Genomic DNA, 22,909 nt, shown 5'->3' on the forward strand with positions numbered 1-22,909 from the left:
GCGGGGCCCGTCAGCCCCGCGCGCCGAAGATCGCCGTGCCGATCCGCACGATCGTCGCGCCCTCGAGCACCGCCGCTTCGAGGTCGGCGCTCATGCCCATCGACAGGGTGTCCAGGCCGTGCAGGCCGCCCTCGCGCAGCCGCTCGATCAGCTCGCGCAGGGCGCGGTGCGGGACGCGCTGGGCCGCGACGTCGTCGGCCGGCTCGGGGATGGCCATGAGCCCGCGCAGGCGCAGGCGGGGCAGGGCGGCGACCGCCCGGGCGACGTCGGCCACCTCGGCCGGCGCGAGGCCGCTCTTGCTGGCCTCGCCGCTGATGTTGACCTGCAGGCAGACCTGCAGCGGTGCCAGCGTGGCGGGGCGCTGCGCGTTCAGGCGCTCGGCGATCTTCAGGCGGTCGATGCCGTGGACCCAGTCGAAGGCCTCGGCGACGACGCGCGTCTTGTTGCCCTGCAAGGGCCCGATCAGGTGCCATTCGAGCTGGCTGCGCAGGTCGGCCAAGGCGGCGATCTTGTCGAGCGCTTCCTGCACGTAGTTCTCGCCGAAGGCCCGCTGTCCCGCCGCGTGCGCGGCCCGCACCGCCTCGGCCGGCTGGGTCTTGCTGACGGCCAGCAACTGCACGGCGTCGACGGGCCGGCCAGCCTCCCGGCAAGCCTGCTCAAGACGGGCCTGAACGCAGCCCAAGCGAGAGGTGATCGTCTGCATAATCGTCCGGATTAGACCAACTCCGGCCGACCTTGCCGCATCCCTGCGGCGCGGGCCACATCCCACATGGACATCACCCAGCTGCTTGCGTTCTCAGTGCGCAACAAGGCCTCGGACCTGCACCTCTCGTCCGGCCTGCCGCCGATGATCCGGGTGCATGGCGACGTGCGCCGGCTGAACGTCGATCCGCTGCCGCACAAGGCCGTGCATGACATGGTCTACGACGTCATGAACGACGCCCAGCGCAAGGTCTTCGAGGAGACGCTGGAGTGCGACTTCTCCTTCGAGATCCAGGGCCTGGCGCGCTTCCGGGTCAACGCCTTCAACCAGAACCGCGGTGCCGGCGCGGTGTTCCGGACCATCCCGAGCAAGGTGCTGACGCTGGAGGAGCTGGCCTGTCCCAAGGTCTTCGCCGACCTCTCGCTCAAGCCGCGCGGCCTGGTGCTGGTGACCGGCCCGACCGGTTCGGGCAAGAGCACGACGCTGGCGGCGATGGTCAACCACCGCAACGAGAACGAGTTCGGCCACATCCTGACGGTCGAGGACCCGATCGAGTTCGTGCACGACTCCAAGAAGTGCCTGGTCAACCAGCGCGAGGTCGGCGCGCAGACGCTGACCTTCTCCAACGCGCTGCGCTCGGCGCTGCGCGAGGACCCGGACGTCATCCTGGTCGGCGAGCTGCGGGACCTCGAGACCATCCGCCTGGCGCTGACCGCCGCCGAGACCGGCCACCTGGTCTTCGGCACGCTGCACACCTCCAGCGCGGCCAAGACCATCGACCGGATGGTCGACGTCTTCCCGGCCGGCGAGAAGGAGATGGTCCGCTCGATGCTGTCGGAGTCGCTGATCGCGGTGATCTCGCAGTCGCTGCTCAAGCGCCGCGACGGCAGCGGGCGCATCGCCGCGCACGAGATCATGCTGGGCAGCCCGGCGATCCGGAACCTGATCCGCGAGAACAAGGTCGCGCAGATGTACTCGATCATCCAGACCGGCCAGGCCCAGGGCATGCAGACGCTGGACCAGTGCCTCGCCGACCTGGTGCGGCGCGGCTACGTGTCGGCCGCCGACGCACGCATGATCGCCCGCACGCCCGAGAACTTCCCCGGCTGACCAGGAGCACACATGGAACGCGACCAGGCCTCGAAATTTATCAACGACCTGCTGCGCCTGCTGGTCTCGCGCGGCGGTTCGGACCTGTTCCTGACCTCCGAATTCCCGCCCGCGATCAAGGTCGACGGCAAGGTCACCAAGGTCTCGCCGCAGGCACTGTCGGGCCAGCACACGCTGGCGCTGGCGCGCTCGGTCATGAACGACAAGCAGGCCGCCGAGTTCGAGCGCACCAAGGAGTGCAACTTCGCGATCTCGCCGCAGGGCGTGGGCCGCTTCCGCGTCAACGCCTTCATGCAGCAGGGCCAGGTCGGCATGGTGTTCCGGACGATCCCGAAGGACCTGCCGAGCATCGACAAGCTGGGCCTGCCCAACATCCTCAAGGACATCGTGATGACCAAGCGCGGGCTGGTCATCATGGTGGGCGCCACCGGCTCGGGCAAGAGCACCTCGCTGGCGGCGATGGTCGACCACCGCAACACGGTCGCCTACGACCACATCATCACCATCGAGGACCCGGTCGAGTTCGTGCACCCGCACAAGAACTGCATCGTCACGCAGCGCGAGATCGGCATCGACACGCTGGGCTGGGAGGCGGCGCTGAAGAACACGCTGCGCCAGGCGCCCGACGTGATCCTGATGGGCGAGATCCGCGACCGCGAGACCATGGAGCACGCGGTCGCGTTCTCGGAGACCGGCCACCTGTGCCTGGCCACGCTGCATGCCAACAGCGCCAACCAGGCGCTCGACCGCATCGTCAACTTCTTCCCCGAGGAACGCCGCAGCCAGCTGCTGATGGACCTGTCGCTGAACCTCAAGGCCATGGTCAGCCAGCGCCTGCTGGCCCGCGAGGAAGGCAACGGCCGGATCGCGGCGGTCGAGATCCTGCTGAACACGCCGCTGATCGCCGACCTGATCTTCAAGGGCGAGGTGGCCGAGATCAAGGAGATCATGAAGAAGAGCCGCGAGCTGGGCATGCAGACCTTCGACCAGGCGCTGTTCGACCTCTACGAAGGCCACTACATCAGCTACGAGGACGCGCTGCGCAACGCCGATTCGGTCAACGACCTGCGCCTGCAGATCAAGCTCAAGAGCCACCGGGCGCGCAACACCGACTTCGGCTCGGGCACCGAGCACCTGTCGATCGTTTGAGCGCGTCGACACACGTGGCGGGCGTGCCACACGGGGGGGAGCTTTGGAAATCGTCGATTTCGTGGTCAGGCTGAGTGAGTCGCCTGACTACCTGCCCTTGCGGACGCTGGTGTCCGCCCTGGGCTTCATCGGCCCTGCCGTGCTCGCTGCGGGCAGGGTCGGTCTCTACCTGACGCGCCGTCGTGAGATCAGACGCATCGAGATCGCGGATTCAGCCCGAACCTTTGCCCAGCACGAGATCGATGGGGCCATCGACAACTATGTCGAGCCGGCCTTCTCCTTGTCTCCGCCGAAGGACGATGATCTTTTCCAGCGTGATGACAGTCAGCCCGCTTTCAAGGTCCTGAAGGAGTTTGTGCGAAATTCTTCCGGTCCCCGGCATCTCTTGATCATTGCCGACGCAGGTGTCGGCAAGACGACCTTGCTGCTGAACCTGGTTGCGCGACCAGAGCGACTGGGCAACGACGTGAAGGTCGTCCTGCTGCCCTTGAAGTCCAATGACCTCGCTCAGCAAATCGGTCGCATTCCCCTTCCAAGTCAGACGGTTCTTTTGCTCGATGCATTTGATGAGCAATATGACCGAGAGCTTGGATCGGTAAAAATTGGGGGATTGCAGCCTGTCCTGGAACGGGCCGCTGGATTTCGTCGGGTGATCGTGACCTGTCGTTCGACACTTTTTGCTTCGGACACTGAAGTACCCACCGATACCGGTCTGACTGGGTCGGGGCCGCGCCCTGCAGGTGATTCAGGCACGCTCAAGTTCCTTCGCTGGTACTTGATGCCGTTTGACGATGCGAGGGTGAAGAAGTATCTCCAGCTCCGTATTCCATTCTGGTGCCTTGGCCGCCGTCGCCGCGTCATGCAGCATGTCCAGCGCCTCAGCCCATTGATGCGTCGGCCGATGCTGCTGAAACTCGTGCATGAATTGCGTGATGACTGGCAGGGTGGCAATGAGATATATCCGCTTTTTGAACATGTGGTGAATGGCTGGTTCGTTCGTGAGAGCGCCTGGTTCAAGAATCAGTTTCTCGAGCGTGCATCTCGAATCATGGCCGTCCACATCTATTCTCAAAGAGACCGCCGTCGCAAGGATTCCATCTCTGCCGGGGAGATCGATGACTTGATCGAGTCGAGTGGATTGCTCGATGCCGGCAGCAGCGACCTTTCCCAAGGGGCTCGCCGAGCGGAGCAGTGGAAGTTCAAGACGCGGTCATTGATGGTGCGTGCGAGAGGCGCCACAGGCTATGTCGATGCCGAATACAAGTTCTCGCACCAGGCTATTCTTGAGTTCTTCGTCGTCCAGGCATTGATTGCAGGGGATGCCAGGGTGCAACTCTGCAGCTTCACGCCTCTGATGAAGGAATTCTTCGTCAGCTGGTTGCGTACGGCGGAGGCCGACGCCCAGGAAGCGTCCTTGCGCGCCATCAGGGAATTGGATCTGGCCAAGACCGGGCTGTTTCCCTTCGCGACCGTCCAGCGCTCAGATGTTGATCAGGCGTCCGAAGGTGAACTGGTGTTCGTGGGAACAAACGACAAGGTCGGCTCACAACTGGATGCGTCATTCATGCAGCGAACGGACGTCAAGATCTTGTTGCATGACGTGGAACAAGGCCGTCTGTTCAAGGTGCACGACTTGATGAGTGACATGGTCATCATCGTGCCGATGATCGAGAGTGATTCGGACCTGGGCCAGATCCTCGACCTGCGCTGCACGCGAGAGGCCCTTTCGGCCGGCTTCCCGAGCGGACTGCAGGTTCCCGACGCCTTCACCTTGCGGCGTGCTTTGCGCGTGATCGATTCGACGATCGGCCTGTCACGCGCATTCGGCCGGCGCAACATGTACTGGTGCCGTCACCGGACCATGGGCTACGCGATTTTCCGGGTCAGCTCCGCTCAGTCGGTTCCACCTGCGTTGGCGGACGATCTCGATCGGCTCGGCAGTTTCACGTTCCGGGGCCGCAGCGGAAACCATGTGGTTGAAACGTTCAAGGTCTGGAACATTTACCAGGCAGCTTGGGTGATCAACACCCAGGAACGGGGCCTCGGCTTGCACGCCCCGCTGGACCGGACAGCAACCGACTGGGCCAGCGGGCATGTCGGTGCGCTCACCGGTCGGTCCGAAGACGAGTTGAGCGTCTGCGGGATCAGCTTCGAATCGACCCTTGGACCGAGCTTGACGACGAGGTCCCGCCTGTTGGATGAGGGCTCCCGCCGTTCGGTGGTTTGAGTGCTCCGGTGGGACCGGCGACGGTCCCCGCAGGTCAACCTGTTCTGGTCGGTCGGACCGGCGACACCCGAGTCGCCATGCCGCGAGAATGCGCCGGTTTCAACCAGGAGCTGGCCATGAGCAACAAGACCTACGAATCCACCCCGTCGCGACGCGTCGCCTTCCTCGGCCTGGGCGTGATGGGCGGCCCGATGGCCGGCCACCTCGCCCGAGCCGGGCATCAGGTGACGGTCTACAACCGCACCGCCAGCAAGGCCGCCGACTGGGCTGCCCAGCATGGCGGGGCCCATGCCGCGACACCGCGCGAGGCGGTCGCCGGGGCGGACTTCGTGTTCGCCTGCGTCGGCAACGACGATGACCTGCGCTCGGTCGTGCTGGGCGAGCACGGCGCGCTGGCCGGCATGGCCGCCGGAGCGGGCTTCATCGACCACACCACCGCCTCGGCCGAGGTCGCGCGCGAGCTGTCGGCCGTGGCGGCGACGCAGGGCGTGGCCTTCATCGACGCACCGGTGTCGGGCGGCCAGGCCGGCGCGGTCAACGGCGTGCTGACCGTGATGTGCGGCGGCGACGCGGCCGCCTTCGAGGCCATGAAGCCGGTCGCGATGGCGTTCTCGAAGGCGGTCACGCTGCTGGGCGAGAGCGGTGCCGGCCAGCTCGCCAAGATGGTCAACCAGATCTGCATCGCCGGCCTCGTGCAGGGCCTGTCCGAGGCCATCGCCTTCGGCCAGAAGGCCGGCCTGGACATGCACCAGGTGCTCGACGTGATCGGCAAGGGCGCGGCCCAGAGCTGGCAGATGGACAACCGCGGCAAGACCATGGTCGACGACCAGTTCAGCTTCGGCTTCGCGGTCGACTGGATGCGCAAGGACCTCGGCCTGGTGCTGGCCGAGGCCCGCCGCAACGGCGCGCGCCTGCCGGCCACCGCGCTGGTCGACCAGTTCTATGCCGACGTGCAGCAGATGGGCGGTGGCCGCTGGGACACGTCCAGCCTGATCAAGCGCCTGCGCTGAACGGCACCGGCGGCGCGGGAACGCCGCCGGGAACGACGCTTGAAATGACGACGGCGGCCCGAGGGCCGCCGTCGTTCCTTGGCGATGCCGGCTTCGAGGCCCGGATCAGCGCGGCTTGCGCTCGGCCAGCTGCTCCGGCGTGATGATGTCGAGCAGGCGCACGACCTTCTTGACGCCGGAGATGGTGCGGATCAGGTCGATCGCGCGGGTCGCCTCGGCCTCGGTCACCTTGCCCATCAGGTAGACCGTCTCGCGTTCGGTCAGCACGGTGAAGGCGTTGGCCGACAGGTCCTTGGCATCGACCAGCGTGGCCCGGACCTTGGTCGACAGCAGCAGGTCGCGCGAACGGTCCGAGGCCGAGCTGGGCCAGCCCACCACCAGGTCGTTGACGACGTTGCGCACGTTCTCGACCTTGGCCACCGCGGCCTCGATCGCGGCCTTGTCGGCCTCGCTGAAGACCTCGCCGGTCAGCAGCACCTGGCGGTCGTAGCTGGTGACGGTGACGTGGGACTTGTCGCCCACCACGTCGCGGATGCGGTTCTGCGACTTCAGCTCGATGCCCTGGTCCTCCAGCTGGGTGCCCGAGGTACGGCGGTCGGTGGCGACCATCGCGCCGCCGAGCGCGGCACCGCCGATCAGCAGCGGGGCGCAGCCCGACAGCGCGGCCAGCAGGCCGGCACCGGCGAGCATCGCGCACAGGCTGCGCGAGGGGGTGTACTTCATGGAGCGGGTCACGTTCATGCGTCGGTTTCTCCGAGGAGTTGCAGGTCGATCACGTCACACAGCGTGTGGATGACCAGCAGGTGGACTTCGAGGATGCGGGCGGTGCGCTGGTGGGGCACGCAGATGTGCACGTCGGTCTCGGCCAGCGCGTCCGTCATCGCGCCGCCGCCCTGGCCGGTCAGCGCGACCACGGTCATCTCCTTCTCGTGGGCCGCCTCGACGGCGGCCAGCACGTTCGCGGCGTTGCCGCTGGTGCTCAAGGCGACCAGCACGTCGCCCGGATGACCGAGCGCGAGCACCTGCCGCGCGAAGATCTGTTCGAGGCCCTGATCGCGTCCGACCCCGGTCAACACGGAGGTGTCGCTCGACAGGCTGACCGCGGCCAGGCCCGGACGGTCCTGCTCGAAGCGACCCACCAGCAAGGCCGCGAGGCGCTGCGCATCGGCCGCCGAGCTGCCGTTGCCGCAGGCCAGGACCTTGCCGCCGCCCGTGATGCAACCCAGCACGGCATGCACGGCATCGCCGATCGGTCGCGTGAGGGCTTCGGCAGCGGCGTACTTGAGGTCGGCGCTGTCGAAGAACTGCTGCTGGATGCGCTGTTCGGACATGCGGGAATGATATGCGAGCCCTTTTGGCCGCCTCGTGACGAGGCGTGCCAGACGCGCGTGTGAGACGCCCGTGCGCACGGGCCGTGTCAGCCGGCGTCGAAGGCCGCCTGCATCCAGTTGAGATCCTGTCCGTCGATCGCCACGAGGTCGAAGCGGCAGGGCGGCGGATCGGGCAGGCGCAACAGGTAGTGGCGGGCCGCATGGATGATCTTCGCGCGCTTGCTCGCGCCGACGCTGGCCGCCGCGCCGCCGTGCGCGCTGTTGGCCCGGCGCGAGCGGACCTCGATGAACACGAGGGTCGCGCCATCGGCCATGACCAGGTCGATTTCGCCGCCGGGCCGGCCGGGGCCGCGTGCGACTCGATAATTGCGCTCGATCAGGCGCAGGCCCTGAGCCTGCAGATGCGCCAGCGCACGGTCCTCGGCGGCCATGCCGGGACGCTGCACCGGCCTGACGATGCCGGCCTCGACCGCCACCGTCGCAGGCTTCTCCGATGTCCCACCGAGTCCCAGCCGCTTGAACCACGACACCGCCATCACGCCCCCCGAGTCCTCGCCGTCGACCGTGTCGCTGCTGCGCCAGGCCGCCGCAGCGGCCACCGGCGGGCAGCAGCTGCCCGCCGGCGCACTGTATGTGGTCGCCACGCCGATCGGCAACCTGGCCGACATCACGCTGCGGGCGGTCCATGTGCTGGGTCTCGTCGACGCGCTGGCCTGCGAGGACACGCGCGTCAGCGGCGGCCTGATGCAGCGACTGGGCCTGCACAAGCCGCTGCTGTCGCTGCACGAGCACAACGAGGAACGTGTCGCCGCCCAGGTGGTCGCGCGCTTGCAGGCCGGCGAACGCATCGCCTACGTCAGCGATGCGGGCACGCCGGCGGTGTCCGACCCCGGCGCGCGGCTGGTCGCGGCGGTGCGGGCGGCCGGGCTGCGCGTGCTGCCGCTGCCGGGCGCGAGCAGCGTCGTGACCGCCCTGAGCGCGGCCGGCGATGTCGCCGCCGAAGGCTTCCGCTTCCTCGGCTTCCTGCCGGCCAAGGCGCAGGCGCGCCGGCAGGCCCTGCTGGCGCTGCGCGACGATGCGACCGCGCGGCTGCACAGCCAGGTGCTGTTCGAGGCGCCACACCGCATCGAGGCGCTGGCCGAAGCGCTGGCCGAGGTCCTGCCCGAACGCTGCCTGACCGTCTGCCGCGAGCTGACCAAGCAGTTCGAGAGCCTGCACACGCTCGCCGCCGCCGACCTGCCCGCCTGGCTGGCGGCCGATGCCGACCGCCGGCGCGGCGAGTTCGTGCTGGTGCTGCACGCCCTGGGCCAGCCGGCCCGCCGCGCCACGGCGGACGACGAGCCCGCCGAGGTCGACCCGGCACTGGCCGCGATCGAGCCGTGGCTGCGCGCCTTGCTGCCGATGCTGCCGCTCAAGCAGCTGGCCGCGCTGGCCTCGGGCATCAGCGGCCTGCCGCGCAACGCGCTCTACACCCGCTTGCTGGCGCTCAAGGCCGAGCTGGAGGCAGACGAGGACGACGAGGGCGAGGACTCCGGCTTCGGCGACTGAACGTTGCCGTCGGGTTCTTCGTGATCGCCATGGTTGGCGATCGGGTTGGAACGTATCCCAAGGGGCTGTTGCCGACGGGCCGGTCCCCCCACAATCGACGCATGTTGTCGCGTCGGGTGGTGGGGGTCATCTGGATCGGTCTGGCCGTGATGGTGCTGCTCGTGCCGTCGATCCGGCAGGCTGCATGGGCTGCCGGGGCTGCCGGAACCTCGCCGCCGGTCGCGCGGGTGGTGCCCAACGAGCCGGTGCTGCCGGTGGTGCGCTTCGCGCCCGAGGCCGACTATGGGCCCTTCGTCTACCGCGACAACGAAGGTCGCGTGCGGGGCCTGTCGGTCGACCTGCTCAACCGGGTCGTGCGGCATGCCGGCATCTCGATGCAGACGCTGCCGGCCCGGCCCTTGGCCGAGATCCTCGAAGGCGCCCGGCGCGGTGAGGTCGACCTGATCACCTCCCTGCGCCCGACGCCCGAGCGGGCCGAGTTCCTCGGCTTCACCCGCCCCTACGTGCAGGTCGATGCCATCGTGGTCGGCCGCAGCGGCACGCAACCGCCGGACCTGCGCGATCTGGCCGGGCGCAAGGTCGCGGTGGGCGCGGGCTATGCCGTCGAAGGCCATGTGCGCAAGGGCCATCCCGGCGTGCGCTGGCAGCCGGTGGCCGATGACCGCGCCGCGCTGGCGCTGCTGCGTGCCGGTGACGTCGACGCGGTCGTGGCCGACGTCGCCAGCGTTCACTTCATCGTCGGCCAGGAGGGTTGGCCGCCGCTGTCGCTGGGCCGGCCGGTGGGCTTTAGCTATCCGCTGTCCTTCGCCTGGCGCAAGGACCTGCCGGCGCTCGGTGCGGCGCTGGAGGCCGGACTCGGCGCGCTGACCCAGGACGAGCGCGCCGAGGTGCTGCGGCGCTGGATGCCGGCCGAGGCGCTCGATCCGGCTGATGACCGTCGCCTGCCGCTGATGCTGGCCGGTGCGGCCGCGCTGGTGTTCGGTGCGGGCGCGGTGCTGCTGGGCCGCTGGCGCCGCCGTGGCAGGGCGCGGGCTGGCGGAGAACAGCCTTGATCCGGCGTCGCGGGCCGGAAGGCGAGCCCGGCGAGCGACCGGATGACGACCGGGGCGACGACCCGGGCAGCGACCCCGGCAACGACCCGGGCAACGAATGGATGCCCTTCGACCCCGGTCGCCGGCCGACCTGGCCGGCTGCGCTGGCGCAGGCTGGCGTCGACCTGCCCGGTCCCGGTCCGGTCGAGGAGCCGGTGCGGATCGAGGAACAGCTGCGGCTGTGGGCCCTGCAGCAGCCCTGGCTCACGCTGCTGGTGGCCTTGCTGGGCGCGTGGTTCTGGTCCTCGGCGGCGATGTGGCTGTCGCGCTTCCCAGGGCAGGTGGCGGCCATCTGGTACACGAACGTGTGGGGCCTGGCGCTGCTGCTGGTGCTGCCGCGACGGGCCTGGCCTGCGGCCCTGCTGGCCGCCGGGCTGGGCATCCTGGGCGCCAACCTGGCCTACGGTGACGATGTCGGCCTGGCCGCGCTGCTGGTGCTGCCCAACCTGCTGGAGATGGTCGTGGCGGCCTGGCTGCTGCGGCGCGGTGGCGACCACCGCCGTCTGCTGCACGATCCGGCGGTGATGTTGCAGGTGATGCTCAAGGGCTCGCTGCTGCCCGCCGTGCTGGGCACGGCGGCGGCCAGTGCGCTGATGGCGCTGGCCGGCCTCAACCAGACCGTGCAGGTGGCCTGGGGCTGGCTGGACAGTTCGGCGGTCGGATCGGCCACGCTGCTGCCGATCACGCTGGCGGTGCTCGCCAGCGACGCTCGGACCCTGCGCGATCACCTGTTTGACGGCCGTACCGCCGCGCTGGCGCTGATCAGCGTCGGCGTGGCGCTGCTGGCCATCCTGATGCTGCCGTTTCCCTACGTCTACATGGTGCTGCCGCTGGTGCTGGGCGCCGTGCGGCTGCGCTTCGTGTCGGTGGCCGCCGCCGTCGCGCTGGTGTCGGTGACGGTGGGCACCTTGATCGCGCAGGGCCTGTTCCCGGCGCCGCCGCAGACCGCCCATTGGCAGCAGCTGCTGCTCTACACGCCACTGCTGGCCGCGCTGATGCCGCCGCTGCTGCTGGCCGCGTCGGCCGAGCAGGTGCGACGCCAGACGCTCGAGCTGGAACGCAGCCGCGAGCGCTACCGCTCGCTGTACGAGCGCACGCCGGCCATGATGGTGTCGGTCGACCGCACCGGCCGGCTGATCGGCGTGAGCCGCCTGTGGCTGGAGCGCATGGGTCTGGCGCGCGCCGAGGTGATCGGTCGCCGGCTGGACGATTTCATGACCGAGCCAGCCCGCCTGCTGGCCAGCCTGCAGGTCTGGCCGGCGCTGCTCAATGCCGGCAGCTGCCGCGACGTCGAGCTGGAGCTGGCGCGCAGCGACGGCCTGGCCATCGACGTGCTCGTGTCGGCCACCACCGACCGCGCCAGCGACGGCCAGGTGCTGCGTGCCCACCTGGTGCTGGAGGACATCACCCGCAAGCGCTTGGCCGAGCAGCTGGCGGCCGAGCACGTGCGCAGCAAGGTGACGCTGGAGAGCATCGCCGACGCCGTCATCACCAGCGATGCGCGCGGGCGCATCACCTACGCCAACCCGGTCGCGCTGACATTGCTGGGCCAGACCGAGGCGGCGCTGCAGGGTCGCCCGTATGGCGAGGCGCTGGTCCGGCGCGACGTCGACAACGGTGCCGAGGTGCCCGACCCGGTCGCCCTGTGCCTGCAGCAGCGTCGCCGCCAGGTCGCGCCGCAGCGGGTCCGGCTGGCCCATGCCGGCGGTGGCGAGCATGTGGTGCAGGAATCGGTCTCGCCGATGGTGGCCGACGGCCGGGTGATCGGCGCGGTCGCCGTGCTGCACGACATCACCGAGGCCCACGCCATGGCCTTGCAGCTGGCCCATCGGGCCCAGCACGACGCGTTGACCGGCCTGCCCAACCGCCTGTTGCTGCACGACCGCCTGGTCCAGGGCCTGCAGCTGGCGCGCCGGCAGCGCCGCGTGCTGGCGCTGATGTTCATCGACCTGGACGGGTTCAAGGCCATCAACGACCGCTTCGGCCATGCCAGCGGCGACGCGCTGCTGTGCCAGGTCGCCGAGCGGCTGCTGGAACAGTTGCGCGCCAGCGACACCGCCTGCCGGCTGGGTGGCGACGAATTCGTCGTGCTGCTGCCGCAGGTCGAGTCGGTGATCGATGCCGGCCGGGTCGCGCACAACCTGCTGGAGGCGATCTCGCGGCCCTATGCGCTGGCGGGCACGCTGGTGCAGGTCAGCGCCAGCATCGGCGTGGCCTGCCACCCGGAAGGCGGGCTGGACGAGGTCAGCCTGATGCGCAATGCCGACCGCGCGATGTACGAGGCCAAGCAGCGCGGCCGCAACCAGGTGCACTTCTTCGCGCCGCCGGCGGCACGCACGGCCTGAGCGGCTCAGGCCGGCGGTCGTTCAGGCCGGCTGGGTGGTCATGTCCTGCGGAGCCTCGCTCATGCCCTGGTGGCGCAGCAGCGCGTCGATGCGGGGTTCGCGGCCGCGGAAGGCCTTGAAGTTGTCGATCGCGTCGCGGGCGCTGCCGGCCTCCAGGATCTCGGTGCGGTAGCGCCGGCCGGTCGCCGGGTTGAGGATGCCTTCTTCCTCGAAGGCGCTCCAGGCGTCCGCGCTCAGCACCTCGGCCCACTTGTAGCTGTAGTAGCCGGCCGCGTAGCCGCCCGCAAAGATGTGCGAGAAGGTGTGCTGGTAGCGGTTGAACGCCGGCGGCACCAGCACCGCGACCTCCTGGCGGACCTCGTCGAGCGTGCGCTGGACCGCCTCGGCGCTGGCCGAGCCCGTCTCGGCATGGATGCGCATGTCGAACAGCGCGAACTCGACCTGGCGCAGCGTCATCATGCCGCTCTGGAAGTTCTTGGCCGCCGTCATCTTGTCGAACAGCGCGCGCGGCAGCGGCTCGCCGGAGTCGACGTGGGCGGTCAGTTGCTGCAGCACCTCCCACTCCCAGCAGAAGTTCTCCATGAACTGGCTGGGCAGTTCGACGGCATCCCACTCGACCCCGCTGATGCCCGAGACGCCGAGGTCGTCGACCTGGGTCAGCATGTGGTGCAGGCCGTGGCCGAATTCATGGAACAGGGTCTGGACCTCGTCGTGCGTCAGCAGCGCGGGCTTGCCGTCGATCGGCGCGGTGAAGTTGCACACCAGGTGCGCCACCGGCGTCTGCAGCGAGCCGGTGTCCGGGCGCAGCCAGCGCGAGCGCACGTCGTCCATCCAGGCACCGGGCCGCTTGCCCGGGCGGGCGTAGGGGTCGAGGTAGAACTGGCCGACGATCTGGCCGGCCCGCTCGATGCGGTAGAAGCGCACCGACTCGTGCCAGACCGGCGCGCTGTCGGGCGTGATCGTCACCTCGAACAGGGTCTCGATGATGCGGAACAGGCCGGCCAGCACCTTGGGCTCGGTGAAGTACTGCTTGACCTCCTGGTCACTGAAGGCGTAGCGGGCCTCCTTGAGCTTCTCGCTCGCATAGGCGCTGTCCCAGGACTGCAGCTCGGTGATGCCCAGCTCGGCGGCGGCAAAGGCCTGCAGCTCGGCCAGGTCGCGCAGGCCGTGCGGCTTGGCGCGGCGGGCCAGGTCGCGCAGGAAATCGAGCACCTGCTGCGGCGTCTCGGCCATCTTCGGGACCAGCGACAGGTGGGCATAGCTGGGCAGGCCCAGCAGCGCGGCTTCCTCATGGCGCAGACGCAGGATCTCGGCCATCACCGGGCCGTTGTCGCGCTCGGCCGGGCCGGTCTCGCAGGCCCGGGTGACGTAGGCGGTGTAGAGCTCGCGGCGCAGCTCGCGGTCGTCGGCGTACTGCATCACCGGCAGGTAGACCGGCATGTGCAGCGTCAGCTTGTGGCCGTCCTGGCCGTCCTTCTCGGCCGCCGCGCGGGTGGCGCTGCGCACGTCCTCGGGCACGCCGGCCAGGCGCTCGGCCGGCACGACCCGCGCGTAGCCGTCGGTCGCGTCGAGCACATGCTCGGAGAACTTCTGCGAGGCCAGCGCCTGGGCCTCCTGGATCTGCGCGTAGCGGGCCTTGGCCTCGCCCTGCAGCTCGGCGCCGCCGAGCACGAAGTCGCGCAGGCTGTGGGCCAGTTCCTGCTGGCGGGCCCGGTTCAGCGTCGCGGCGGCCGGGCTGGCCGCGATGGCCTTGTACTTGGCGTAGAGCCGCTCGTCGGCGCCCAGGCGCGTGTAGAACTCGGTGATGGCGGGCAGCTTCTCGTTGTAGGCCGCGCGCAGCTCGGGCGTATCGGCCACGCCCTTGAGGTGGCTGATGGCGCCCCAGGCGCGGCCCAGCCGCTCGGTGGCCACCGACAGCACGCGCGACAGCGCCTCGTAGTCGGCCGGCGTGGCGTCGCTGACGGCGCTTTCCAGGGCGGTCTCGGCCTGGGCCAGCAGCACGTCGATGGCCGGTCCGACATGCTCCGGACGGATGGCGGCGAACTGGGGCAGCGGGGCGGCGTCGAGCAGGGGGTTGTCGGTGTGCATCGTGGGCATGGTTCTCGTGCGGGGGATGGCGGATTCTCTGCCAGCCAGTGCCGGCCCCATCCCATTTGGGCCTATCGGCGCGATGCACAAGTCCATTCGTCACGCGGCCCCATGAACAAAGCCGCACGGACCTCGCGGTCGCGTGCGGCTTCCAGCCACGAAGTCTTCCTGTTCCGGTCCGGACACGTCGGCCGGGCGGGCCCCTCTCCAGCGCCCGTCCGACGTGCCGGCGCGGATCAGAAGAAGCCCAGCGCGTTCGGCGAGTAGCTCACCAGCAGGTTCTTGGTCTGCTGGTAGTGGTCCAGCATGGCCTTGTGGGTCTCGCGGCCGATGCCCGATTCCTTGTAGCCGCCGAAGGCCGCATGGGCCGGGTAGGCGTGGTAGCAGTTGGTCCAGACGCGACCGGCCTGGATCGCGCGGCCCATGCGGTAGGCGCGGCTGCCGTCACGGGTCCACACGCCGGCACCCAGGCCGTAGACGGTGTCGTTGGCGATGCGCAGGGCCTCGGCCTCGTCCTTGAAGGTGGTCACGGCGAGCACCGGGCCGAAGATCTCCTCGCGGAAGATGCGCATGTCGTTGTGGCCCTGGAACAGCGTCGGCTGGATGTAGTAGCCGCCGGCCAGCTCGCCGCCCATCAGCGCGCGGTCACCGCCGCACAGCACCTTGGCGCCTTCCTGCTTGCCCAGTTCGAGGTAGGACATGATCTTGTCCATCTGCATGGCCGAGGCCTGCGCGCCCATCATCGTGTCGGTGTCGAGCGGGCTGCCCTGCCGGATCGCGGCGACGCGCTGGAGGGCGCGCTCGATGAAGCGGTCGTAGATCGATTCCTGGATCAGCGCGCGGCTCGGGCAGGTGCAGACCTCGCCCTGGTTGAAGGCGAACAGCACCAGGCCCTCGATGGCCTTGTCGAGGAAGGCATCGTCCTCGGCCATCACGTCGTCGAAGAACACGTTCGGGCTCTTGCCGCCGAGTTCCAGCGTGGCCGGGATCAGGTTGGCGGCGGCGGCCTGGGCGATCACCTTGCCGGTCGCGGTCGAGCCGGTGAAGGCGATCTTGGCGATGCGCTTGCTGGTGGCCAGCGGCGTGCCGGCTTCGCGGCCATAGCCGTTGATGATGTTGAGCACGCCCGGGGGCAGCAGGTCGGCGATCAGCTCGGTCAGCACGAGGATGCTGATGGGCGTCGACTCGGCCGGCTTGAGCACCACGCAGTTGCCCGCGCCGAGCGCCGGGGCCAGCTTCCAGGCCGCCATCAGGATGGGGAAGTTCCACGGAATGATCTGGCCGACCACGCCCAGCGGTTCCTGGAAGTGGTAGGCGATGGTGTGGCCGTCGATCTCGGAGAGCGCGCCTTCCTGGGCCCGCACGCAGCCGGCGAAGTAGCGGAAGTGGTCGACCGCCAGCGGGATGTCGGCGTTCAGCGTCTCGCGGATGGGCTTGCCGTTGTCGACCGTCTCGGCATAGGCCAGCAGCTCCAGGTTCTGCTCGATGCGGTCGGCGATCTTCAGCAGGATGTTGGCGCGCTCGGCCGGCGCGGTGGCGGCCCACTTCGGCGCGGCGGCGTGGGCGGCGTCCAGCGCCCGTTCCACGTCGGCGGCGCCCGAACGCGCGGCCTGGGTGTAGACCTGGCCGCTGATCGGCGTGATGACGTCGAAGTAGCGGCCTTCGACCGGGGCGACGAACTTGCCGCCGATGAAGTTGTCGTAGCGGGGCTTGTAGGCGATCTTGGCGCCGGCGGCGCCGGGGGCTGCGTAGAGCATGTGTGTCTCCTCTGGGGGGTGGAAGAACCGACGGGGTCCGCCGGCTACTTCGCATCGGCCGTGCCAGGGCGGATTCGCCAGGGAAAGGCCGCTTCGGCGCACGAACCGGCCGGCTGCGCGCGGTCCGGCGGCTGGCCTGTTCATGGCCGATGGCACACCTGTCACGAAGCGGGACACCTGCCTGCGGGAATCTGCGCGATGGCTCCTGCCGCCCGATGCCGCGACAGTGCCGATGCGGTCCCGCGTGGCCGCCGGCCCTGCCGGGCCGAGCCGGAGAACCGCCCATGCCGACGATGTCCCTCACGCCGCGTTCCAGCGCGGACCGCCTGCGCACCGCCCGCCGCCAGTGGCTCGACTCGGGCGTGCTGTCCGACGACCTGCTCGCGCCCGGCCTGCAGGCCAGCTGGCAGCGCAGCCGCCAGCACGGCCTCTTGCCCGACGGCCGCGCGCCCGGCACGCCGCACGCGTCGGCGGCGCAGCTGGCGCGGGCGCTGGCGCACCGCCGCACGCTGGTCTCGCATGCCAAGCCGGTGATGGCCTTCCTCAACGAGCAGATCCGCGACAGCGACAGCATCGTCGTGCTGGCCGACCCGCAGGGCATGCTGCTGCATGCGCTGGGCGACCTCGGCTTCGCCGACCGCGCCGCCCGGGTCGCGCTGCGGCCGGGCGCGATCTGGAGCGAGCAATGGCGCGGCACCAACGCGATCGGCACGGCCCTGGCCGACGGCGCGACGGTGGTCGTGCACGGCGCCGAGCACTACCTGGAACGCAACGCCTTCCTGACCTGCGCGGCCGCGCCGATCGTCGATCCGGCCGGCCAGTTGCTGGGCGTGCTCGACATCTCCGGCGACCGCCGCGCCCACCACCGCCACACGCTGGGCCTGGTGCGGTCGGGCGCCCGCATGATCGAGCACCAGCTGTTCGAGAGCCGCCATGCCGCCGGCCTGCAGCTGCGGCTGCATGCCCAGGTCGAGGGCCTGGGCACCGTCACCGAGGGCCTGCTCGCCTTGTCCGAGGACGGCTGGATCACCGGCGCGAACACGGCCGCGCTGGAGCTGCTGGGCCTGCCGCGCAGCGCCATCGGCACGCTGAGGCTCGAACGTGTGCTGGACCTGGACATGGCCGCGCTGCTGGCGGCCGCGCGGCCCGGCCTGAACGGCGCGCCACGCGAGCTGCGCCGGCTGGACGGATCGGCGCTGTGGGGTCGGCTGGACGTCGGCCGCACCGTGCGCGCCGGCCCGAGCGCGCTGGCCGCCCCGCGTGCGGTGGACATCGCGGCCACGCCGGTGCCGCCGCGCCGGGGCGCGCCCGTGTCCTCGCCGATGGACGCGCTGGCCGCGCTGGACCGCGGCGACGGCGCGATGCAGGCCGCCATCGAGCGCGCCCGGCGCGTGCTGGACAAGCCGATCGCGCTGCTGCTGCAAGGCGAGTCCGGCGTCGGCAAGGAGGTCTTCGCGCGGGCGACGCACCGCAGCGGACCGCGTGCCGATCGGCCCTTCGTCGCGGTGAACTGCGCGGCGCTGCCCGAGACGCTGATCGAGGCCGAGCTGTTCGGCTACCGCGCCGGCGCCTACACCGGCGCCAGCCGCGACGGTGCACCTGGGCGCATCCGCGAGGCCCACGGCGGCACGCTGTTCCTCGACGAGATCGGCGACATGCCGCTGCCCATGCAGGCCCGGCTGCTGCGCGTGCTGCAGGAGCGGCAGGTGGTGCCGCTGGGCGGCGGCAAGCCGGTCGACGTGGACTTCCGCCTGGTCTGCGCGACCCACCGCAAGCTGCGCGCCGAGGTCGAGGCCGGCCGCTTCCGCGAGGACCTGTACTACCGCGTCAACGGCCTGGCGCTGACGCTGCCCAGCTTGCGCGAGCGGGGCGACCTGGATGCGCTGGTCGAGGCCATGCTGCGCGAGCTCGAACCGGGGCGCGAGCTGGCGCTGTCGGCCGATGTCGCGGCCGCCTTCGCCACCTACCGCTGGCCGGGCAACATCCGCCAGCTCGTCAACGTGCTGCGCACCGCCTGTGCACTGCTGGGCGAGCATGAGCACCGCATCGAACGCAGCCACCTGCCCGAGGACCTGATCGACGAGCTGGTCTCGTCGACGGGCACGTCGCTTCCGGCCCTGGCGGTCGAGGGCGGCGGCTCCGACCTGCGCCAGCAGGCCGAACGCTGCATCACCGAGGCCTTGCGCAGCAGCGCCGGCAACCTGTCCGAGGCGGCGCGGCGACTGGGCATCAGCCGCAACACGCTCTACCGCAAGCTGCGCGAGCGCGGCGGCTGAGCTGGCTCAAAGCCGCTCCGCCGCCTCGATCGTGTTGACCAGCAGCATCGTGATCGTCATCGGCCCGACGCCGCCGGGCACCGGGGTGATCCAGCCGGCGACGTCCTTGACGCCGTCGAAGTCGACGTCGCCGCAAAGCTTGCCCTCGTCGTTGCGGTTCATGCCGACGTCGATCACGACGGCGCCGGGCTTGACCATGTCGGCCGTCAGCACGTCGCGCTTGCCGACCGCCGCGACGACGATGTCGGCCTGGCGGGTGTGGTGGGCCAGGTCGGCGGTGCCGCTGTGGCAGACCGTCACGGTGGCGTTGGCGGCCAGCAGCATCATGGCCATGGGCTTGCCGACGATGTTGCTGCGGCCGATCACGACCGCGTGCTGGCCGCGCAGGTCCCGAAGGCCGATGGATTCGAGCATCTTCATGCAGCCGTAGGGCGTGCAGGCCTTGAAGCCCGGTTCACCGACCAGCAGCGCGCCGGCGCTGGCGACGTGGAAGCCGTCGACGTCCTTGAGCGGCGAGATCGCCTCGATCACCGCATGGTCGTCGATGTGCTTCGGCAAGGGCAGCTGGACCAGGATGCCGTGGATGGCCGGGTCGGCGTTGAGCGCCTCGATGCGCGCGAGCAGCTCGGCCTGGGTCATCGAGGCGTCGTGCTTTTCCAGCACCGAATGCAGGCCGCTGTCGGCACAGGCCTTGACCTTGTTGCGCACGTAGACGGCGCTGGCCGGGTTGTCGCCCACGAGGATCACGGCCAGGCCGGGCCGGATGCCGCGCGCGGCCAGCGCGGCGGCACGTTGCGCGATGTCGGCGCGGAGCTGGCGGGAAAGGGCGTTGCCGTCGATCAGTTGGGCGCTCATGGACACACTCGTCTGCGGGGTAGGGGCGAAGGAACGGGCGAAGGAACGGGCGATGAAAACACGAGAGGCCGCACGCGGCGGCCTCTCGTTGGCTCAAAGATGGTCAGACCTTGGCGGCCGCGCCGAGCGCGATCTTCAGCAGGTCCGCCACAGTGTTGGCGTTGAGCTTTTCCATGATGTTGGCGCGGTGCGCCTCGACCGTCTTGATGCTGATGCCGAGGTCGTCGGCGATCTGCTTGTTCAGGCGGCCGGCGACGATGCGTTCGAGCACCTGCGCCTCGCGGGTCGTCAGGCGCGCCAGCAGCGCATCGCGGCTGGCCTGTTCCTGGTGGTGCGAGAAGGAGGAGCGGGCCCGGTCCAGCATGCGCTCGACCAGCGTGACCAGCTCGTCCTCCTTGAAGGGCTTCTCGATGAAGTCCTCGGCACCCTTCTTCATCGTCGTGACCGCCATCGGCACGTCGCCGTGGCCGGTGATGAAGACGATGGGCAGGGGGCTCTTGCGCTCGAGCAGGCGGTCCTGCAGTTCCAGCCCGGTCATGCCGTCCATGCGGATGTCGGCGATCAGGCAGGCGACTTCACGCGGGTCGAAGCGGGACAGGAAGGCTTCGGCGGAGTCGAAGCACTTGACGCGGTAGTCCTTGCCTTCGAGCAGCCATTGAAGGGAGTCGCGAACGGCCTCGTCGTCGTCGACAACGTAGACCGTACCTTTCTTGGGGATCAGGCTCATGAGGACTCGGTGGACGTGTGGGAGGAATCGACGGTGGCCTGCGGGGCGGTCAGCGGCGCCGGAACCGGGGTCGCGCTGGCGGCTGTGAGTGCAGCCGAGATCGACGCCTGGACGGGCAGCAGGACCGTGAAACGGCACCCCGTCACGAGGCCGGAATTGTAGAGGTTCTCCGCCTTGATCCGGCCCTGGTGCGACTCGATGATCGAGCGGCACAGCGACAGGCCGATGCCCAGGCCTTCGGTCTTGGTCGAGAAGAAGGCCTCGTACAGGCGGTTGATCACTTCCTCTTTCAGACCGGGGCCGTTGTCGCTGACGCTGAACTCGATCACGCCCCCCAGTTCAGGGGTGTGGCGCGGCACGACGCGCAGTTCGATGTATCGGCGCTTGGGCGGCAGGGCCGCGCCGTCGATCGCCTCGGCGGCGTTCTTGATGAGGTTGAGCAGCACCTGCTCGATCAGGATCGGATCGACCTGCAGCACCGGCAGGCGCTGCGCGACATAGGTGTGCAGCGTGATGTTGCGACGGCGCAGCTCGATGCCGGCCAGCTCGACCGCGTCCTCGACGATGTCGGTCGCGCGGGCCTCCTGGCGCTGCGGCTCGCTGCGTTTCACGAAGGCGCGGATGCGGTGGATGATCTGGCCGGCGCGGTGCGCCTGGCGGCTGGTCTTCTCCAGCGCGGACAGCAGGTCCTCGTCGCTGAGCTTGCCGGCCTTGTGGCGCGAGATGATGCCGTTGCAGTAGTTGCTGATCGCCGCCAGCGGCTGGTTCAGCTCGTGAGCCACCGAGGACGCCATCTCGCCCATCGTCACCAGCCGGCTGGTCACCTGGGCCCGCTCGGCCTGCTGCGCGGCCAGCTCCTCGATGCGGCGGCGCGCGGTGATGTCCGTGGCGATCAGCATCTGCGCCAGCCGGCCGTCGGTCCACTGCAGGTAGCGGGCGCGCACGTCGAACCACTTCTCCAGCGTGTCGACATAGACCTCGCGGGTGTCGGCGCTGGCATCGGTCAGCTCGGCGGTGGGCAGGCCGCCCAGGCCGTCGACGTCGTCGGCACCTTCGCCCTCGGAGGCCCCGTCGGCCGCATGCATGCCCGCCAGCAGCGCGTGCCAATGGGCGTCACCACCGAACCAGAGCCGGTAGGAGCGGTTGGCGAACAGCAGCTCGCTGTTCTGGACCGCCAGCACCGACACGGCCGCGTCCAGCCCTTCGAGCACGGTGGTGAAGCGCTCGTGCGAGGCGGTCAGCTGGTCGCGGATGCGCTTGGCCTCGGTGATGTTGGTCATCGAGGTCATCCAGCCGGTCTGCTGGCCGCGCGAGTCGATCAGCGGCGAGACATACATGCGCGCGTCGAACTGCGTGCCGTCCTTGCGCAGCACGCGGACCTCGATGCCGCCGGCCGGGCTGCGGCCGGCCAGTTCCTGGACCAGCAGCCGGCTGTTTTCCTCGACCCGGTCGGGCGGCCAGGTCGGGTAGGGCGGCATGCGGCCGATCAGCTCGGCCTCGCTGAAGCCGGTCATCGCGCAGAAGGCCGGGTTGACGTAGGTGATGCGGCCATCCTGGTCCATCGCCCGCATGCCCGTCAGCATGGAGTTCTCCATCGCGCGGCGGAAGTTGGTCTCCTGCACCAGCGCGCCCTGGATCTGCAGCCGGCGGCGCATGTGGCGCCAGGTGCCGAGCAGCATCCAGACCGTCAGCACCGACAGCGCCAGCACCATCCAGAACAGCGTGTTGCCGATCAGGCCGAAGGACGTGCGGTAGCCCTCGCCGCGCAGCGTCAGGCCCTGGCCGACGGTGCCGAAGCTGACGTCGTAGATCAGCTTGCCGCGGGTCCGTCCGGGCTGGCTGGCCATCGTGCTGGCGAGCACCGTGTCGGATGCGTCGAGCAGGCTGATGACGTGGCGTTGCTGGACGTCGACCGGCACGAAGTAGCGCAGCAGCGCCTCGATCGAGTATTCGACCATCAGCGTGCCGACGAAGGCGCCGTGGTCGATCAGCGGTACGTGCAGCTGGACCACGCCGATGCGCTCGTCGTGCGTGAACGGGCGCGAGTAGGTCGGCAGGCGCAGGTCGCGGGCCTCGTGGAAGGCGCGGCGGGCCGGCTCGGGCAGGGGCTGGTTCGGGCCGGCCAGCGCCAGGTGCGGCAGCGCGCCGGCGAGGTCGGGCGAGATCATCCGGGCCTCGGTGCGCTGCGAGGCATCGAGCCAGCTGATGCCGATGATCTCGGGCCGGGTGCGCAGCAGCGCCTCGGCCTGGGTGTCGAAGTGCGAGTGGTCGCCGCTGCGCTGCATGACCTCGCGGGCGACGCGCACGAACTGCTCCTGGTTCTCGATCAGGCGCAGGCGGATCTGCTGCTGCACCAGCTCGGCGTCGCGCCGCACCGACTCGATCTCCCGCTCGACTTCCTCATTGCGCAGGTACCAGAACGCGGCCACGATCGCCGCCAGGAAGAGCAGCACCGACAGCAGCGGTGCCAGGGTCGCGACGCGGTCCTGGCGGGCCGGGGACATGCCCCGCCACCAGGCCCAGAACATGCGCCGGGGGCGGACACGGGCCTTGCCCGTCGGGTCGTGTGGAAGTCGACGATCGCTCATCCGTGAATTATCCGTGGCGCCCCACGGACGAACGATCGTTCGTGCCTGCGTTTCATATCATGGAAGTGTGCGGCACGATTTGAAATTCGCATCCTCTTGTGCAA

The 22,909-nt window shown here is 69.6% G+C and carries 17 protein-coding genes; 8 read left to right on the plus strand and 9 right to left on the minus strand.

Annotated elements, in window-relative coordinates:
- Positions 1–10: 10 nt before the first annotated feature.
- Positions 11–703: a YggS family pyridoxal phosphate-dependent enzyme gene (locus Q8X39_RS13095; protein WP_305750124.1), complete on the minus strand. Its 693-nt coding sequence runs from the start codon at positions 701–703 to the stop codon at positions 11–13.
- Between the two features lie 66 nt (positions 704–769).
- Here Q8X39_RS13095 and Q8X39_RS13100 point away from each other — a divergent pair, with 66 nt between their 5' ends.
- The 4 genes from Q8X39_RS13100 (at position 770) to Q8X39_RS13115 (ending at position 6,199) form a co-directional block, all read left to right on the plus strand.
- Entirely contained in the window at positions 770–1,813 is a 1,044-nt protein-coding gene (locus Q8X39_RS13100) for a type IV pilus twitching motility protein PilT (protein ID WP_305750125.1), read from the plus strand.
- 12 nt (positions 1,814–1,825) lie between these two features.
- Entirely contained in the window at positions 1,826–2,962 is a 1,137-nt protein-coding gene (locus Q8X39_RS13105) for a PilT/PilU family type 4a pilus ATPase (protein ID WP_305750126.1), read from the plus strand.
- Between the two features lie 43 nt (positions 2,963–3,005).
- Positions 3,006–5,189 carry an NACHT domain-containing protein gene (locus Q8X39_RS13110; RefSeq protein WP_305750127.1) on the plus strand — a complete coding sequence of 728 codons (2,184 nt, stop codon included), beginning with the start codon at positions 3,006–3,008 and terminating at the stop codon, positions 5,187–5,189.
- 116 nt (positions 5,190–5,305) lie between these two features.
- A complete protein-coding gene (locus tag Q8X39_RS13115; protein WP_305750128.1) occupies positions 5,306–6,199 on the plus strand; it encodes an NAD(P)-dependent oxidoreductase in 894 nt (297 codons plus the stop codon).
- A 105-nt stretch (positions 6,200–6,304) separates the two neighbouring features.
- Here Q8X39_RS13115 and Q8X39_RS13120 read toward each other — a convergent pair whose 3' ends face one another.
- The 3 genes from Q8X39_RS13120 to Q8X39_RS13130 all read right to left on the minus strand — a co-directional run bounded on the left by Q8X39_RS13120 (position 6,305) and on the right by Q8X39_RS13130 (position 8,066).
- On the minus strand, positions 6,305–6,940 hold the full coding sequence (locus tag Q8X39_RS13120; RefSeq protein WP_305750129.1) for a BON domain-containing protein: 636 nt from the start codon (positions 6,938–6,940) through the stop codon (positions 6,305–6,307).
- A complete protein-coding gene (locus Q8X39_RS13125) occupies positions 6,937–7,530 on the minus strand; it encodes a phosphoheptose isomerase (protein WP_305750130.1) in 594 nt (197 codons plus the stop codon). The genes Q8X39_RS13120 and Q8X39_RS13125 overlap by 4 nt, the downstream gene beginning before the upstream one ends.
- An 86-nt stretch (positions 7,531–7,616) precedes the next feature.
- Positions 7,617–8,066: a YraN family protein gene (locus Q8X39_RS13130; protein ID WP_407068008.1), complete on the minus strand. Its 450-nt coding sequence runs from the start codon at positions 8,064–8,066 to the stop codon at positions 7,617–7,619.
- 37 nt (positions 8,067–8,103) lie between these two features.
- On the opposite strand from Q8X39_RS13130, the gene rsmI reads away from it, so the two are divergent.
- From rsmI to Q8X39_RS13145, 3 genes are all read left to right on the plus strand, one after another.
- Positions 8,104–9,078, plus strand: coding sequence for a 16S rRNA (cytidine(1402)-2'-O)-methyltransferase (rsmI, locus tag Q8X39_RS13135; protein ID WP_305750194.1), 975 nt, complete (start codon positions 8,104–8,106; stop codon positions 9,076–9,078).
- Positions 9,079–9,179: 101 nt separating this feature from the next.
- Complete coding sequence (locus Q8X39_RS13140) at positions 9,180–10,130, plus strand: transporter substrate-binding domain-containing protein (RefSeq protein ID WP_305750131.1); 951 nt, start codon at positions 9,180–9,182, stop codon at positions 10,128–10,130.
- Positions 10,127–12,514 carry a diguanylate cyclase domain-containing protein gene (locus tag Q8X39_RS13145; RefSeq protein ID WP_305750132.1) on the plus strand — a complete coding sequence of 796 codons (2,388 nt, stop codon included), beginning with the start codon at positions 10,127–10,129 and terminating at the stop codon, positions 12,512–12,514. Before Q8X39_RS13140 ends, Q8X39_RS13145 begins: the two co-directional genes overlap by 4 nt.
- Positions 12,515–12,535: 21 nt before the next feature.
- Here the strand turns inward: Q8X39_RS13145 and Q8X39_RS13150 are convergent, their stop codons facing one another.
- Together Q8X39_RS13150 and exaC are read right to left on the minus strand one after the other, a co-directional pair.
- Positions 12,536–14,602, minus strand: coding sequence for a M3 family metallopeptidase (locus tag Q8X39_RS13150; protein WP_305750195.1), 2,067 nt, complete (start codon positions 14,600–14,602; stop codon positions 12,536–12,538).
- 236 nt (positions 14,603–14,838) lie between these two features.
- Positions 14,839–16,359, minus strand: coding sequence for an acetaldehyde dehydrogenase ExaC (exaC, locus tag Q8X39_RS13155; protein WP_305750133.1), 1,521 nt, complete (start codon positions 16,357–16,359; stop codon positions 14,839–14,841).
- Between the two features lie 284 nt (positions 16,360–16,643).
- Between exaC and Q8X39_RS13160 the strand changes: the two genes are divergently transcribed.
- Entirely contained in the window at positions 16,644–18,635 is a 1,992-nt protein-coding gene (locus tag Q8X39_RS13160; protein ID WP_305750134.1) for a sigma-54-dependent Fis family transcriptional regulator, read from the plus strand.
- A gap of 6 nt (positions 18,636–18,641) precedes the next feature.
- On the opposite strand, the gene folD is transcribed toward Q8X39_RS13160, so the two are convergent.
- The 3 genes from folD to Q8X39_RS13175 form a co-directional block, all read right to left on the minus strand.
- Complete coding sequence (gene folD / locus Q8X39_RS13165; RefSeq protein ID WP_305750135.1) at positions 18,642–19,490, minus strand: bifunctional methylenetetrahydrofolate dehydrogenase/methenyltetrahydrofolate cyclohydrolase FolD; 849 nt, start codon at positions 19,488–19,490, stop codon at positions 18,642–18,644.
- Between the two features lie 103 nt (positions 19,491–19,593).
- A complete protein-coding gene (locus Q8X39_RS13170) occupies positions 19,594–20,217 on the minus strand; it encodes a response regulator transcription factor (protein WP_130480508.1) in 624 nt (207 codons plus the stop codon).
- On the minus strand, positions 20,214–22,721 hold the full coding sequence (locus Q8X39_RS13175) for a PAS domain S-box protein (RefSeq protein WP_305750136.1): 2,508 nt from the start codon (positions 22,719–22,721) through the stop codon (positions 20,214–20,216). The genes Q8X39_RS13170 and Q8X39_RS13175 overlap by 4 nt, the downstream gene beginning before the upstream one ends.
- Between the last annotated feature and the right edge of the window lie 188 nt (positions 22,722–22,909).

The organism is Leptothrix discophora, from assembly GCF_030705305.1.
Classification (GTDB): Bacteria; Pseudomonadota; Gammaproteobacteria; order Burkholderiales; family Burkholderiaceae_C; genus Sphaerotilus; species Sphaerotilus discophorus.

What these genes read in the sequence shown, in the direction of transcription:
- Q8X39_RS13095 (WP_305750124.1), bottom strand. Translation starts at nt 703, where the DNA reads ATGCAGACGATCACCTCTCGCTTGGGCTGCGTTCAGGCCCGTCTTGAG.
- Q8X39_RS13100 (WP_305750125.1), top strand. Translation starts at nt 770, where the DNA reads ATGGACATCACCCAGCTGCTTGCGTTCTCAGTGCGCAACAAGGCCTCG.
- Q8X39_RS13105 (WP_305750126.1), top strand. Translation starts at nt 1,826, where the DNA reads ATGGAACGCGACCAGGCCTCGAAATTTATCAACGACCTGCTGCGCCTG.
- Q8X39_RS13115 (WP_305750128.1), top strand. Translation starts at nt 5,306, where the DNA reads ATGAGCAACAAGACCTACGAATCCACCCCGTCGCGACGCGTCGCCTTC.
- Q8X39_RS13120 (WP_305750129.1), bottom strand. Translation starts at nt 6,940, where the DNA reads ATGAACGTGACCCGCTCCATGAAGTACACCCCCTCGCGCAGCCTGTGC.
- Q8X39_RS13125 (WP_305750130.1), bottom strand. Translation starts at nt 7,530, where the DNA reads ATGTCCGAACAGCGCATCCAGCAGCAGTTCTTCGACAGCGCCGACCTC.
- Q8X39_RS13130 (WP_407068008.1), bottom strand. Translation starts at nt 8,066, where the DNA reads ATGGCGGTGTCGTGGTTCAAGCGGCTGGGACTCGGTGGGACATCGGAG.
- Q8X39_RS13140 (WP_305750131.1), top strand. Translation starts at nt 9,180, where the DNA reads ATGTTGTCGCGTCGGGTGGTGGGGGTCATCTGGATCGGTCTGGCCGTG.
- Q8X39_RS13150 (WP_305750195.1), bottom strand. Translation starts at nt 14,602, where the DNA reads ATGCACACCGACAACCCCCTGCTCGACGCCGCCCCGCTGCCCCAGTTC.
- exaC (WP_305750133.1), bottom strand. Translation starts at nt 16,359, where the DNA reads ATGCTCTACGCAGCCCCCGGCGCCGCCGGCGCCAAGATCGCCTACAAG.
- Q8X39_RS13160 (WP_305750134.1), top strand. Translation starts at nt 16,644, where the DNA reads ATGCCGACGATGTCCCTCACGCCGCGTTCCAGCGCGGACCGCCTGCGC.
- folD (WP_305750135.1), bottom strand. Translation starts at nt 19,490, where the DNA reads ATGAGCGCCCAACTGATCGACGGCAACGCCCTTTCCCGCCAGCTCCGC.
- Q8X39_RS13170 (WP_130480508.1), bottom strand. Translation starts at nt 20,217, where the DNA reads ATGAGCCTGATCCCCAAGAAAGGTACGGTCTACGTTGTCGACGACGAC.
- Q8X39_RS13175 (WP_305750136.1), bottom strand. Translation starts at nt 22,721, where the DNA reads ATGTCCCCGGCCCGCCAGGACCGCGTCGCGACCCTGGCACCGCTGCTG.